Source organism: Streptomyces sp. ISL-100 (genome assembly GCF_018614615.1).
Lineage (GTDB): Bacteria > Actinomycetota > Actinomycetes > Streptomycetales > Streptomycetaceae > Streptomyces.
In genome coordinates this window covers 325-14148 of the sequence record NZ_JAGGOK010000014.1, presented here as the reverse complement: position 1 = coordinate 14148, position 13824 = coordinate 325, and the positions used below count along the sequence as shown (strand labels likewise).

13 protein-coding genes are annotated in these 13824 nt (G+C 69.4%); 11 read left to right on the top strand and 2 right to left on the bottom strand.

The window, feature by feature from the left end:
• Positions 1-917 precede the first annotated feature (917 nt).
• Together J7E89_RS08185 and J7E89_RS08180 are read right to left on the bottom strand one after the other, a co-directional pair.
• The gene (locus J7E89_RS08185; protein WP_214970290.1) at positions 918-1568 is read right to left on the bottom strand and encodes a hypothetical protein; all 651 of its coding nucleotides are present in this window, start codon (positions 1566-1568) and stop codon (positions 918-920) included.
• A gap of 418 nt (positions 1569-1986) precedes the next feature.
• Positions 1987-2706, bottom strand: a complete 720-nt coding sequence (locus J7E89_RS08180; protein ID WP_214970286.1) for a GntR family transcriptional regulator — start codon at positions 2704-2706, stop codon at positions 1987-1989.
• A 324-nt stretch (positions 2707-3030) separates the two neighbouring features.
• On the opposite strand from J7E89_RS08180, the gene traA reads away from it, so the two are divergent.
• The 11 genes from traA to J7E89_RS08125 all read left to right on the top strand — a co-directional run bounded on the left by traA (position 3031) and on the right by J7E89_RS08125 (position 13709).
• On the top strand, positions 3031-3549 hold the full coding sequence (gene traA, locus J7E89_RS08175) for a plasmid transfer protein TraA (RefSeq protein WP_214970283.1): 519 nt from the start codon (positions 3031-3033) through the stop codon (positions 3547-3549).
• A gap of 13 nt (positions 3550-3562) precedes the next feature.
• Positions 3563-5560 carry a plasmid transfer protein TraB gene (gene traB, locus J7E89_RS08170; RefSeq protein WP_214970280.1) on the top strand — a complete coding sequence of 666 codons (1998 nt, stop codon included), beginning with the start codon at positions 3563-3565 and terminating at the stop codon, positions 5558-5560.
• A gap of 122 nt (positions 5561-5682) precedes the next feature.
• On the top strand, positions 5683-6180 hold the full coding sequence (locus J7E89_RS08165) for a hypothetical protein (RefSeq protein WP_214970277.1): 498 nt from the start codon (positions 5683-5685) through the stop codon (positions 6178-6180).
• An 8-nt stretch (positions 6181-6188) separates the two neighbouring features.
• Entirely contained in the window at positions 6189-7430 is a 1242-nt protein-coding gene (locus J7E89_RS08160; protein WP_214970274.1) for a hypothetical protein, read from the top strand.
• Positions 7431-7712: 282 nt separating this feature from the next.
• Positions 7713-8201: a single-stranded DNA-binding protein gene (gene ssb / locus J7E89_RS08155; RefSeq protein ID WP_214970271.1), complete on the top strand. Its 489-nt coding sequence runs from the start codon at positions 7713-7715 to the stop codon at positions 8199-8201.
• Between the two features lie 338 nt (positions 8202-8539).
• Positions 8540-8881 (top strand): hypothetical protein, encoded by a 342-nt coding sequence (locus tag J7E89_RS08150; RefSeq protein ID WP_214970268.1) that lies wholly within the window; start codon positions 8540-8542, stop codon positions 8879-8881.
• 38 nt (positions 8882-8919) lie between these two features.
• A complete protein-coding gene (locus tag J7E89_RS08145) occupies positions 8920-9231 on the top strand; it encodes a hypothetical protein (RefSeq protein ID WP_214970265.1) in 312 nt (103 codons plus the stop codon).
• Positions 9232-9348: 117 nt separating this feature from the next.
• Complete coding sequence (locus tag J7E89_RS08140; protein WP_214970262.1) at positions 9349-9606, top strand: hypothetical protein; 258 nt, start codon at positions 9349-9351, stop codon at positions 9604-9606.
• A complete protein-coding gene (locus J7E89_RS08135) occupies positions 9603-12785 on the top strand; it encodes a hypothetical protein (RefSeq protein ID WP_214970259.1) in 3183 nt (1060 codons plus the stop codon). Before J7E89_RS08140 ends, J7E89_RS08135 begins: the two co-directional genes overlap by 4 nt.
• A 4-nt stretch (positions 12786-12789) precedes the next feature.
• Positions 12790-13365: a transcriptional regulator gene (locus J7E89_RS08130; RefSeq protein ID WP_214970256.1), complete on the top strand. Its 576-nt coding sequence runs from the start codon at positions 12790-12792 to the stop codon at positions 13363-13365.
• Positions 13366-13385: 20 nt separating this feature from the next.
• The gene (locus J7E89_RS08125) at positions 13386-13709 is read left to right on the top strand and encodes a hypothetical protein (RefSeq protein ID WP_214970253.1); all 324 of its coding nucleotides are present in this window, start codon (positions 13386-13388) and stop codon (positions 13707-13709) included.
• The last annotated feature ends 115 nt before the right edge of the window (positions 13710-13824 follow it).

The window sequence follows — 13824 nt, the reverse complement described above, 5'->3', positions numbered from 1 at the left end:
GGCGTCAGCCGGTGGGGGCTGCGGATGAGCGGGTCCTCCTGGACGTGGCGCAGAAGTGGGAACCGCGCAGGTCAGAGGGGGTAAAACCGGTTCCCACTTTCGGCCCGGTTCCCACAACAAAGTGGGAACCGGGGCGCGATGGCGCCCGACCGAGGGGGCGTCAGCCGGTCGGGGCTGCGGATGAGCGGGTCCTCCTGGACGTGGCGCAGAAGTGGGAACCGCGCAGGTCAGAGGCGGTAAGGGAGGTTCCGGCCCTCGGGAGGCCCCGGACGAGCGGGTCCTCGGGGAAGTGGGAACCGGGCGGACGAGCCGGACCTCCCCGAGGGTGCGCGGTACGTCAACGGGATGACGTACGGCGGTGCGCGGTGACGTACCGGACGACAGAGGCCGGGGTGGGGCGGGACGGCCTGATCCTTCCGTGCCCGGATTTCGTCCGGGCAATTACCCGGGGCTATGCAGGTGGGAGCCGCTTACGTTGGGGGAAGCGGGTGTTGCCCGAGGGGAAGCGGCTCCCGGTTATCCGCCGGGGAATGCCTTGACCCCCGCACCGGGGGACAGTGCGGGGGCCGAGGTGTTCGGAGCCTACGGGTCAGCAGAGGGAACAGACCTCCCCCGAGTGCTCCATGTGAACGTGTCCCCCCGCGCAGAGCGGATGTCCGCACCTCTGGCACGTCCATTCCGCGTTCCCCGGAGTCGGGTTCTGGCACGGGCCCGGGAGCCGGTACTCGGCAGGCTGGTTATCTGGCATGTCTTCTCTCCATCGTGCTGGCCGACCGCGCCTTATTCGGTGCGGTGTCGGGGGTGTCTCTCTCCGGGGCGGTTTGCTGGTTGCTGGCGCGGTGTCTCGCGACTTTCGTGCACGGCGGTATTTCGAGATAACGCGTTGCTGGTCTGGCGCGGTGCGGTGAAAAAGCGATCTACCGCAGGTTGCGGATCGTGGCGCGGATGTATTGCGAGTGGTCGGCGGTCGCGGCCAGGGGCCGGGCGTGGGCTGGGCATGTGAGGGCGTGCGTCACGGTCACGTCCCGCTCGAACTGCACGGCGTGCGTGGCCGTGGCAGGGCACCTCTGGCGGTCGCGCGGCTGTGTGGTGTCCATGGCTTCGCAGAGGCCGGGCGGCTGGTTGTACCAGACCATGAGCGGGGCCGAGAGGGACCGGGAGATCTGGCACACGTCGTCACGGCGCCGGAGCTCCCGCTCAGGGAGCTGCTGCGGGTCGATGGGCTGGACCCCGGCACCGACCGGGATTCGGGAAGCCGCGGGGAGTGCCGGCGGACGGGGCGCGGCCGGACGAGCGGCCCGGGGAGCTGCCGGAGCGGGGACCAATCCGGGGCGGCTCTGGAACGCGGCCAGGATCGCGGAGAGGCCACCGAGGGCCGTCTCCTGGCCCTGGGGCTCCCACTCGTCCTCGGGGTCCGGCTCGGGCTCCCAATCGGGCGTAGAGCGGTTGTTGCGGGGCGCCCTCGGGAGCGGCGCCGGGTGGTGGCCCTCGGGGACGGCTCCGGTGTTGTCGTGGGTCCGGTGGGGGACCCTCTGGCCGGTGCCGCACTCGGGGCACCGGATCGTCATGCGGTCCTTTGCTCTGGACTGCCATTCGTGGCCGCAGCGGCATTCGACCCATACGGCGGGCCGGGTGGTCACCTGTGCGGCCCGAGTGGCCGCTCCGGAGAATTCCGGGGATACCGGCCCTTCCCATTCCTGATCTATGCGGACGTGCCGGGAGGTCCGGCATTCGGGGCAGCGGGTATTTCCGCCTCGGACCGTGGTCCGGTAGGGGTTGGTGCAGCGTCGGCAGACGATTTGAACGGGGACTGTTCGCACGGTCATCCCTCCTTTTGCTGGTTCCTGGCGCGGTCTCACATTCGATGATCACACGGTTAGTTGGCGAAAAGAACCGGAAAATGAGAACGGCCCTCGGGTCCGATATGGACCGAGGGCCGCCGGGGTCGGCGCGGGTGGCTGTTGGGAATCTGGCGACTCCTGCTCATCAGCTCAGGGGCGTGGACCACTTCAGCACTGTGGAGCCGTGGCAGACCTTGACGGCGACTTCCACAATTCGCCCGTCTGTGAGGAACACGGTTCGCACCACCTGAGTCACGATCACGGAGCCGGTGAGCCCCAGAGCCTCCTTTTCCGGCTCGGTCGCGTGTCGGGAGGTCACCTCTTCGAGTACCTGCTCCTGAGCAACCCCGAGGCGTTCGGCGGCCAGTTCGCGGGACGCGCCGGTGGAGACCGGTTCCGCGAGTTCGGGGGTGACTTCCACGACGAACGCCGCGTAGTACGACGACGACAGGTGTACGGGCGCCCCGTCTCGACTGACGATCCGTCGGCGGACGTGCACGGGGGTGCCCGGCTCGACTTCCAATCGGGCCGCCACGGTCTCATCTGCCCCGACCGTGCCGACTTCGAGGATTCGGGAGGTCTCCCCAGTGGCCAGAGCCTTGCCCGTGGCCGCGTGGTTGCGGATGCGCGCCGCGATGTTGTCGCTGCTGGGTCGAGTGACCACTGTTCCGGTGCCTGTAGTGGCGCGGGTCAGACCTTCGGCTTTGAGCGTCTTGTAAGCCCGGGAGGCGGTCGCGCTCGACACGCCCCAGGTGTCCATCACCTCTCGGATCGGAGGCATCCGGTCCCCAGGGTTCAGGACGCCCCTGCGGATCAGGTCGCGGAAGTGTTCTGCGATGTCGGCGTACCCGGTGGTCCCGGCCATGCCCTCACCCTTTCGATGTCGAGTGTTCTACGGTGTCTTGCCTTGCTCTACTTCGTGTTCTACATTGCCTGACAGAGCGCAGCAATACAACGGAAGCACATCACCCGCAGGGATCGGAGATCAGCCGGTGTGTACGTCGAGCGGAAGCAGCAGCGAACCCCCCACCCGCCCTCTGATGACCCTTCGAGTGAGCCGGGACAGCGGTCGTACGTGGACCGACCGCCGGGAGATCTGGCCGAACGAGTCGGGACTCCACCCGGACGTGCTGTCCGCGTGGCCGCCCTGCCTCTGCCCCCGTCACCGCAGTGGATCGGAGATCAGTCGATGACTACGCCGACCGGCGCCCCCAGCGGCGCCAAGGCAAAGAACGACTCCGCGAAATTCGGAGCGTCGTTCGCCCCCGCCTTCACCCTGAACATGACGCAGAGCAAGAACACGACGAACGGCGCGGGCGTCCCGGCGCAGGGAGGGCGCGGCGGATCACATTCCGAGTCGTCGCTCCCAGCGCCGGAGTTCACCTCTCCCGCAGACGTGCGGAACTACTGCAACGCGCTGCGGGCCCTCATGGTCGGCATCTCCTTCGAGGTGGCCATGGGCGCGGAGATCATGAAAGGCGTGCTGTCCACGGTCCCGGACCCCGAGGGCCGCCTCGGGGGCTCCAAGGCCCGTGCCTGGCGCGTCTCGCGGAAGCTGACCAAGGCCGCAGATTCCGCCGCCGCCGCAGCGAAGAACGCCGCTGCCTGCTACGCGCAGTTCCAGCAGCAGTACGAGGAAGAGATCAACCGCGTCAAGCACCGTGCCCGGAAGCCCTCGGCTCCGCGCATGGACTGGGCCCGGCAGTAGAGGGGGCGGGGTCATGGGCGAGAAGGACATCGAGCAGCAGCACGAGGACCAGCTCAAGGGCGAGTCCGCATGGTCCGGAGTCGGGCGCTACCTCCTGCACCGGGCAAAGCCGCACCTTCCCCCGTGGGTCGGGATGGGTGCGGTCGGCCTGGCGGGCGGCGGCGCGAACTTCCTGTGGGAGGACTCGGCATGGGCGGGGGTCGGCCTGACGCTTTCGGCCGGCGCTTTGACCGCCGCAACGTGGTGGGCGGGCCGGGGCACGAGCGCACAGCGCCGGTTGCACTCCGCGATCACGGTTGCGGCCGGGGCCGCGTGGTTCACCGGGGCCGCGCTCTCCGGCCCGCTCACGGGTCCGCTTCCGGACCTGTACCTGATGGGCGGAACGGTCACGGCCCTGTCGTGGAACGTGCGCATGGTCATGCGCCGTAACCCTGACGCGGTCGGGGAGTCCTCGGACAAGGGCCTGTTGGAAAAGGTCGGCCTGGCCCGTACGAAGTTGGGTGTGGCCAAGGTCGAGGCGAACAAGGTCACCGTGCCGTACGCGCTCCCGGCGGGGGAGGCGACCAACGCGGACGTGTCCAAGAGCCTGCCGAGGATCGCGTCCGCGCTGGACGTGCCGACCACGGCCGTGCGCTACCGGCCGGACCCGGACTCGGCTCGCAAGGGCGAGCTGGTCATCGTCCCCAACGACATGCTGAAAGAGATCATCTGGTACCCGGGCCCGTCTGCCCCGGGCGGATCGATCGCGGAACCGCTCGTCATCGGCGTGTACGACGACGGCCGGGAGCTGCGGCTCACGCTCCCGCAGGCAATCCACTTGCTCGTCATGGGCGTGACCGGCTCGGGCAAGACAGAGGCGGCCATGGACGTGATGGTGGAGGTCCTGACCCGCCGGGACGTGGTCGTGTGGCTGTCGGACCCGAAGCGCGGCCAGGACCTCGGAGAGGCGTTCGGCGCGTGCGACTGGGTCGTCACCACGCAGGACGGCGCGGCGGTGATGATCGAGGCGTTCAAGGCGGTCATCCCGGCGCGGCAACTGTGGCTCGGTCAGCACAGCTACCGGTCGTGGGAGCCTGCCGCCGCGACCCGCCAGGACGACGCGGCGCACACCTGCCGGGAGGACGGCACGGCGTGCGGGTGCCCCGGCATGGCGTACCTGATCGGCTGGTTCGAGGAAGCCGCGAACACGCTGCGGGCCGTCGATGACGACGCGTTCACCGGCATCGCGCAGGAAGCCCGGTCCGCCGGCGCTTCCCTGGTCGTCTCGATGCAGCGCGCATCCGGCTACCAGATCAGCACCGACACCCGCGCGTCCCTCCCGTCCGCGCTGTGCATGGGCGTGGACGAGCGCGACGCCGGTTTCGCCCTCCCGTCCGAAGTGCTGGACGCGGGCGCCAACCCCGGGGCATGGGGCAACAAGCGGCCCGGCTACTGCTACCTGGTCACGGCCGGAATCGACGAGGAACTGTGGTCCACCCCGTCCCGGACGTTCCGCAACAACCCCGTGACGCTGGAGTGGGCCAGCCGGGAGTTCGCCCCCGTCCGCATGGGCGTGGACGAGGTGACCGCCACGGCGGCGGCCACCGTCGCCGGACAGCTCTACACCGACCGCCAGGGCCCGGCAACGGCCCCCGCGACCGAGGGCGGCCCGCAGCGCGCCGCCGGGACGGACGACGACGACATGACGAACGGCGAGCCTCTGGTGGACCCCGAGGACGAGGAGATCAACCCCGAGGCGGACCTCCCCGAGACGACCGACGCGCCGATGTTCGGAGCCCCGGCCGGGACAACCCCGGACGACCCGAAGGCCGCGATGGAGGAGATCCTGCGGCACTTCGAGGCGAACGGACAGATGGTCATCCAGACCAAGGACGTGATGGAGCACTGCGACCGGATCGGACGGTCCCGCCCGTGGGTCGCGGCCGAGCTGGGCCGCCTCGGTCGGGAGGGCCGACTCGTCCCGGCGGGCGGCCACAAGTACCGCATCGTCCCGGCCCTGACGTCAGCCTGACGGCCTGACACCTGACACCAAACCCCCAGGTAAACGCGCTGTCAGAGCGGATGACACCCCGCCCTGACAGCGCCTGACAGGGGCCCTGACAGCGGGCCCCGACACCCACGAAGGAGAACCCCGTGAGCAGCAACAACGAGTATTCCGCACCCGGCCGGGACGTCACGCCGGACGACATGGCGCGCTTCCTGATCCCGGACACCCCGGCATCCCTGATCACCCCGTCCCCGGCACCGGAGACGGCTCCCGAGCGGCCCGAGATCCCGTCCACGGCGGACCTGATCGCGGCGTGGGAGAGGGCGAGCGCGGCCGGTGTCGTCGTCCAGTCGGCCCCCGTGCCGGCCCCGGACACCGCGCCGATCGTGCCGCGCTGGGTGTGGCGCACGTCCGCCGTGACGGCGGCGGTGTCCGCCATGGTCGGACTGATCGCGTTCGTCGTCTGGGGCGTCGCGCAGGCTCTGGGAGCCGCAGCGGCGGCCCTGGAGGGCTCCCTCCCGTACCTGGTTGGAGCTGCGGTTTTCATCCTCGCGGCGGTGATTGCGACGCGGGGGAAGTCCGAGCGAGGCAGTCTCTCCCTGACGGTTTCGCAGACGCAGCACATCACGATGACGAAGAAGTGAGACAGAACATGCCGAACATGACTCGCACCAAGGCCGCGACGCTCGGTCTGCTCGTCCCGGGTCTGATGACCTTGGGCGTATCTGCTGACACTTCGTATCGGTTCCTCGGGACCGCTCTGGCCATCACGAACGATTGGGAGCGCTTGCTCCTCTGCGGTGTCGCGGAAGCGCTGATCATTGCGCTCACGATCTACGCATGGGCCACGCGCACGAAGGGGCCCGCCTACCTTGCGTACGCCGCAGTTCTCGTCCAAGCGGTCCCGGCCTTTCAGGTGGGGGGAGGTCCCGGAGGAATCTTCCGCGTGATGATCGGCCCCGTGGCCCTGGCCGTGATCCTGCACCTGCTGTTGGGGCTCGAACTGCGGATGTCCGAAGAGAAGTCGGACGGCATCCTGGGGGCCGCGCTGCGGGAGGCTCGGGAGCGGCTGACCGCCTCCCTCGGGATTGGCCGGCGGGGCGCGGACTCCGCAGCCATCGCCCGAAGCCGGGCGGCGGACCGCGCGGTGGACCTGGCCGACCGGGTGGCCGCCGCGACCCCCGGGAGCCGAAAGCACTCCCGGCGCGCGGCTCGTCTGGCAACCGCCATCGATGACGCGCGTCACGACCTGGACCCTGTCGCGGCTGACGCGGCGGAAGCCGCCATCGTGTCGCGGGTCGTGCGCCGCAAGTCTGTCGCGGGTCTCGCCACGATCGCGACGCGTCACGACTGGACCGCGACAACGACGACCGCGACACCGCGACACGACACCGACCGCGACACCGCGACGGCCCCCGCCGCGACCGACCGCGACACCGCGACAACGGCCGCGACACCGGGCCGCGACACCGACCGCGACACCGCGACGACCCCTGTCGCGACCGACCGCGACACCGACGCGGTACCGGCCGACGCGACACCGACCGCTCCCCTTGTCCCGATCGACATCATGTCCAAGCGTCAGGAAGCGCTGTCGCTCCGGCAGTCCACTGACCTCGGGCAGAACCGGCCGGTTGTCGCGCCGGACACCGCACCTGACGCCCCCCTCCCGGCTCCGGCCGCTGTGTCCGCCGCGACAACCGCGACAACTGACGCGGTCCCGAGCGTCGCGCAGATCGTCCGGGAGGCGATGACTGCCGGAGTGACCGACCGCGACATGGTCGTGTCGCGAGTCCAGCAGTACCGGCCGGGCACGACCCGCGCGACTGTCGCGCGCGCCATGCAGCGACAGGGGAGCAAGGCACAGCCTGCGGTCACCGGTCAGTACCTCTGACCGCGACACCGCGACACCGCGACAGGGACTGACCGCGACACCGGCCGGTCCCTGTCGCGGTACCGCGACACCGACCGCGACACCGCGACAGCGACCGCGACACCGTTCGCGACACCGCGACAGCGACCGCGACAGCACGCAGACCCGGGCCCGTTGTCGTACCCGACAACGAAGATCAGGCCAGGGCTTGAATTCAACGAATCCCCCGGCATAGTCGGAAGGGAGCTGCCGGAAACGGCGGCTCCCCTCATGGGCCGGGCTCACACGAACGGAAGACGAGACATGAGCAACGCAACGACCCCGGTCACGATCGTGGGCAACCTGACCGACGACCCCGAACTCCGCTTCACCCCGTCCGGTGCGGCGGTCGCCAAATTCAGCGTCGCGGTCAACCGCCGGCAGTTCGACCGGCAGACGAACGAGTGGCGTGAGTCGGGGACCGACTACCACCGGGTGACCGTGTGGCGGTCCCTGGCCGAGAACGTCGCCGAGACCCTGGCCAAGGGGATGCGGGTGATGGTCGTCGGCGATCTCAAGCAGCGTTCATGGACGGACGAGAAGACGAGCGAGAAGCGTTCGGCGTGGGAGGTCGAGGGGTCCGCGGTCGGCCCTGACCTGACGTTCGCCACGGCCAAGGTGTCCAAGGTGGCGAAGTCGCAGGGGGCGGCCCCTGGTGACGACGCGTGGGCCAGTTCCTCGCGTACCCGCCCCGCTGTCCCGGCCGGAGTTGGCGCGGGCGGCCAGGCGCCCGAGCAAGAGCCCCCGTTCTGATACGTGGAGGTATACGGGGGTTGCGCCGTACGGTGACCCCGCCGGGACGTGCACCCGTCCCGATGAACGCGGCATGGCCTCGCGGCCCGGTCCTCCCAGGGAGGAAACCGGGCCGCCTTCCGTACCCGGAGCCGGTCCTCGGTCCCGGCCGGGAAGACGAGCGGGTCCTCGGGGGCCGCTGTACGTCATCCAGTTGACGTACAGGCGGAAGCGATGACGTACGGGCCGACTGCGGCCGGGACGACACGCCGGATTCACCCGGCTCAGGAGTAGTGCTCGTCACCTGACGCCCCGTATGATCGCTCGCAACGGATTATTGAACGAGAGGGGTTGGAACGTTGAGCGCCACCGCGACCATCGACCCTGCGGCTCCATCGGTCCCCGAAGGCTGGAGGGTGACCCCCGAGGGCACCGTGCCTGTCTCGGATGTGGCCCGTACGACCGGCGACTACCCGGCGGTGAACTACACCGTCCGCCGCTGCGGCGTAACGATCGCTTCGTCGGGTGGTCACTGCCGGACCCGGTACATCCCGGTATCGGAGGCTCTGCTCCTGGTGGCCGCCGCCGCTCTGGCCCTGGCCGCCGGGGTCGCCCTGGCGCAGATGTACCGAGCCATCAAGGCGAGCGGGGCCACGGTCGGCCCGAACGCGCTCACCATCCCCCTGAACCTCGGGAAGTGACCACGATGCCGGATCAACCGAGAGGGGAGGCGGCCCCCATGGACCTCATGAACTTGAGCGAGGAGGACGCGCTCGTCCTCTGGTACTACGGCGGATACGGCAGCCGGGAGAGCTTTCCAGGTGCTCGCCTCGCGGCTCTGCTCATGCTCCGTGGCGTCAACGAATCCGGCCGCAAGACCCTGGCCCGGGTGTTCGCATCGCTGTCCCCGCACTCGGGCATCCGTGCCGTTCTCGCACTGCTCCGGTCCCTGGCCAATCAGCCGGCCCCGATAGCGCTCCCGGCTCCGGCCCTTCGAGTCCTGGCCCCTCAGAGGAGGTGCCACCGCTTTACCCCGACCCGCGCTCCGTGACCGTCTCACCCCGTCTCTGACGGGGGTCACGACCGCAGGTAACCGAATCCAGAAATGCCAAAAGCCCCGGGGTCTCACGCCCGAGGCTTGGCATCGATCCCCTGATGAGGAACCAAAGTGCAAGACCAGAGTACCCATGACGAGCCCGAGGGCACCACAGACCACCGTGTGATCCCGGTCGGCAGTACCGGCCGGGTGACGACCGTTACGGACGGAGCGACGACTTACCTGATCTGCCGGACCGTGCGCGGTCGCGGCGGATGGGGCGTGCACTGCGCGGCCGGTGAACTAATCACCTCGGGTTGGCCGACCCTGACCCGGGCCCGCGCGTACGCCGACCGCCTTCTGTCCAAGAAGGCGGGGGCCGCCGGATGACCGAAACGACTCCGCAGGCCACCCCGAGGACTCCCCGCCAGAGGACCGAGCGGCCCCTCCGTGTGGTCACCGGCTCCGATGGGGCGCGGGAAGAGATCACGACCGAGCGCATCGCGGACCGGTACGAGGCGGACGAGCGCGGGCACTATCGCGTCAGCCGGTCCTATGGCGAGAACGCGGCCGGGGACCGGATCACGAAGGTGTCCCGGAAAGAGATCCTGTCCGCCCGAGCGGAGATCACCGCCGCGTACGCCGATGACACCGGGGAGCCGTACCCGATCGCGGCCACCGAGACGACTGACCGCTCCCGGCCCGTGGTCACGTACTACGACCTGCGCGTCTCGCGGGAGGACGACGGCGCGGTCGTGCTCGATACCGTGTCTGCCGAAGACTTCGAGAAGCTGGCGTGGCTGGACCGGCACGAGCTGGCGGAAGTTCCCCAGGTGCTGGCCGCCACCGGCGCCACCGCCCGGGGCGATGTCGTGACGTCCATCAAACTCGGCTCCGACCGGTACCCGACCATCCCCGCCTACTCCCGTCTCGGGTGGCACTGCCGGGACGGCCGGTGGCTGTACGTCCACGGCGGCGGAGCCTGGACGGCCGAGGGCGCCCTCGATGTCCCGGTCTACGGTGACGGACTGGGGACGTTCACCATGGCGGCCCCGCCCGAGGACGAGACCGCCGGGCAGCGCGCGTTCGATGCACTGTGGCAGTTGTTCGGCATGACCCCCGACAAGTTCGCCGCAGTGGAGATCGGCGCCGCGTTCCGCGCGGCCATGGGGCGCCCCTCGGGCAGCTGCACGTACGTCGCGGTGAACCGGTCTGGGAAGTCCGGCCACATGGCGTTCGTGACGCAGTGCTGGGCACCCTCTGCCCGCTGGAACACGCTCCCCTTCAACGCGGGCAAGGCATTCGCCACCCCTGCCTACGTCGAGTACGTCCACCACACCTTCGGAGACATGTTCGTCGGATGGGACGACATGGCGCCCACCGGCTCCGCACGGGAGCGCACCGACTACTTCGACCTGTTCGCCCGCTCCCTGTTCAACGGCGCGTCCAAGGGCCGTATGGGCATCAAGGACAACAAGATCGTGGCCCGTGCCCGGCTCCGGCCCCGCGCGTTCGGCGGTCTGTCCGCAGAGGACGTGACGGCCGTCGAGTCGGCGCAGAACCGCACGCACCTGTTGCAGCTCAGCCGGGACGAGTTCGACCCCAAGGCGTTCGCCGCAGCAGACGCGAACGGCGGCCCCGCCGACCGGTCCGCGCTCATGTCCGCGTTCATCACGTGGTGGGCCGCGAAGATGCCCGCGCACGCCTACGTGTCCGAGCTGGAACACCGGTTCGCGGAAGAACTGACCACGGCCACCGAAGCGCCCGGCCGCTACGTCGAGTCGTCGGCCGACAAGGCCGCCGGCCTTTTCTGCGGGCTGGAGTTCGCGCTCTCGCGCGGATGGGTCACCGAGGAACGGTCCGCAGAGCTGTGGGAACGGGGCTGGGCCGGTCTGTGCGAGTCGCTGCGGGCGCAGGTTGATGCGGGCGTGGGCCAGTCCATGGCGGACCGCATCCGGGACTCGATCCTTGACGGCCTGGCGGTCGGCGCCGCCCACGTCCTGACCGCGCACGGCGAGATGCCGAAGCAAGGGCAGTCCCTCGGGTGGCGCGGGGAGTACGCGCAGGGCGCCGGTATCGGATGGGTGGACGGAGAGCGGCTGTACCTGCTCCCGTCCGCCGCCGCCGCGTTCGTCGTCCGCTACTCGGCAGAGGCCGGGGCACCCATCGAGATCACGTCCCGCGCCATGGGTGAGGCTCTGGAGACGGCCGGGTACATCACCGGCTCGGACGAGCGACAGGGCGGCCGGATCATCCACCGCCACACCACGGCCCGCAAAATCATGGGCCGGAAAAAGAACGTGTGGAGCATGGCTCTGCCGGTCGATACAGACGGCCCGGCCGGGGGCGGCCAGGGTGAGGGGCCCGAGACTCCCGGCGGCCCCGAGGGCGGCCCCCTGAACTGCCGTGGGTGCGGGCACCCGATGCCCGTGGACCTGTACGGCGATGGACTGCACGCCACGTGCACGGCTCCCAGCGCATGGCCCGAGGGCACCCTCGGAGCAGCCGCAGCGCCCGCGGCTCCCGTGGTCGTGGACGAGCCGGTCCTCCCCGAGCCGGAGCCGCAGCCCGAGCCCGAGCCGAGCACCCAGGCGCCGCGCAAGCCGCAAAGGGACCCCGAGATCTGCGCGAGCATCGCGGACCGCGTGGCCGCCGCGCTGGAAAAGGCCGGCGGGGACGTGGACAAGGCGACCGCCGCCCTGATCAAGACCGCGATCCCGGACGGGATGGAGCTGTTGGAGTCCACCCGGGTGTCCGCGCGGTACGACTTCACCGCGCACCCGCCCGAGCCGGAGATCCTGCGCAAGCCGTCCAAGAACGGCGCGAACGAGGTGTGGGAGGCCCGTCCGAAGTGGACCAACTCCGCGACCGAGGACGGCACCGAGGTGCAGCTCCTGGACGTGAACGCCGCCTACCTCTCCGCGCTGAACACTCACCTTCCGATCGGTGCGTTGCAGCACGCCAAGGGCTCGGAGTTCGACCGGCGCCGCTCGGGCCTGTACCTGATCACCCCGCCCGAGTGGACACACACCAACCTGCCCAACCCCCTCGGGGCGCGGGAACTGTCCGGGGACCTGTGGGTGACCCGGCCGACCCTGCAACTCCTGATGGACGCGGCCAGTGAGAAGTACGGGCGGCTGTGTGAGGCCCCGGTCATTCACGAGTCGTGGACGAGCGGGTCCTCGGAGAGCATCCTCCGGGCGTTCCGGATCATCCTCCGCGACGCTCGGGCGGTAGCCATCGAGACCGGCGACGAGGTGACCCTCGCCTACGTCAAGGCCATGTATTCCAAGTTCATTTCCACGTCCGCGAAGGCGTCGAAATTCAATCACCTCATTGAGCGCACGGACTGGTCACAGATCATCCGAGCGCAGGCTCACGGGAACCTGTGGCGCCGCGCATTGAAGGCACACAATGCCGGTCTCACCGTTCACCGGATCACCGGCACCGACGAATTGCACGTTGCCGGAGACTGGCAAGCGGTATTCGCAGAGGGCCGGGGACTCACCGAGATGAAGACAAAGGGCGCCTATGTTGTCGGCGCCCCGGTCGCGGAAATGGGGGCGTGACGACATGGCCGGAAAGATCACGGGTGAATTCGGGGCTCACGGAAAGCGTGGCGGAGAGGCCATTTCCGAACGGTTGACGGAACTTGCGGGTCTCGGTGGCCCAAAGGGATTCCATGCCAGGGTTGCGTACCTGACGAAATCCGCAGCAGGGCAAGCCGCGATGGTCGCGGCCGGAATCGACATCAACAACAAGAGCACCCGGGCCACCGTCCTTAAGTGGCTCGCAGACCCGGAAGCGACCACAACCGCCACCTACCGCCGCAAGCTTGACCAGGCATACGAGACGTACCGCCGCCGCAACATCGCGCGGTCCCTGAAAAAGCGGCTCAACAACAACGGGCGCGGTACCCGAGTGGAAGTCCACCCGCTCAATCAAGGTGGAGTCCTCCCCTCCCGACAAAGGGAGTTGGAAGTCCGCAAAATCAACATCCGCCCGTCCCACTGGGATCGGCTCGTTGACCAGTGGGCGGCCGGAGACATCGAGGGCATGAACTCCGAGTGGGACGAGATCGCAGAGGACACCCTCGGGTCCGACTGGGGCGCCTACACCGAAGTAGCAGCGATCGGGTTCGGCGCGTAACAGAAAGAGAGGGGACGTAAGTGGATATCGATCCTGAGATGCACATGTACGACTGTCCGGGGACGGGACCCGGTGGGCGAGGATGCGAGGTTTGCCAGGACTGGGAGGGGCGCAGCTTCGAGGACATCCGGGCCCAGCTCAACCCACCGGCGGCGGGGGCCGCTAAGACGCAGACGCAGCAGGTACCGGCCCCGGCGCCGGAATCACGCCGAGACAATCACGCTGACGACTGCGAGCGGCTGACGTACGAGGGCGGCACCTGCACGTGCGCGACCGTGGATGAGTACGACAGGGAACCGGCGAATATGGCTGACCTGGAAGACGGGGTCCGTTCCGACTGGTGACGTCCTGGCCGTGCGGCTCGTCCCGGGCCCCGTCCCAGCTCAACGCTGGGACGGGGCCCGGAGTGTGTCCCGGCCTCCGAGGGGCGGCTCGTCCCGCTCGTCCTGGCCGTGGCCG

Bases quoted from the DNA above. Each gene is read 5' to 3' on its own strand.
- J7E89_RS08145 (WP_214970265.1), top strand. From the start codon at position 8,920: ATGGACCTCATGAACTTGAGCGAGGAGGACGCGCTCGTCCTCTGGTAC.
- traB (WP_214970280.1), top strand. From the start codon at position 3,563: ATGGGCGAGAAGGACATCGAGCAGCAGCACGAGGACCAGCTCAAGGGC.
- J7E89_RS08180 (WP_214970286.1), bottom strand. From the start codon at position 2,706: ATGGCCGGGACCACCGGGTACGCCGACATCGCAGAACACTTCCGCGAC.
- ssb (WP_214970271.1), top strand. From the start codon at position 7,713: ATGAGCAACGCAACGACCCCGGTCACGATCGTGGGCAACCTGACCGAC.
- J7E89_RS08160 (WP_214970274.1), top strand. From the start codon at position 6,189: ATGCCGAACATGACTCGCACCAAGGCCGCGACGCTCGGTCTGCTCGTC.
- J7E89_RS08135 (WP_214970259.1), top strand. From the start codon at position 9,603: ATGACCGAAACGACTCCGCAGGCCACCCCGAGGACTCCCCGCCAGAGG.
- J7E89_RS08185 (WP_214970290.1), bottom strand. From the start codon at position 1,568: ATGACGATCCGGTGCCCCGAGTGCGGCACCGGCCAGAGGGTCCCCCAC.
- traA (WP_214970283.1), top strand. From the start codon at position 3,031: ATGACTACGCCGACCGGCGCCCCCAGCGGCGCCAAGGCAAAGAACGAC.
- J7E89_RS08130 (WP_214970256.1), top strand. From the start codon at position 12,790: ATGGCCGGAAAGATCACGGGTGAATTCGGGGCTCACGGAAAGCGTGGC.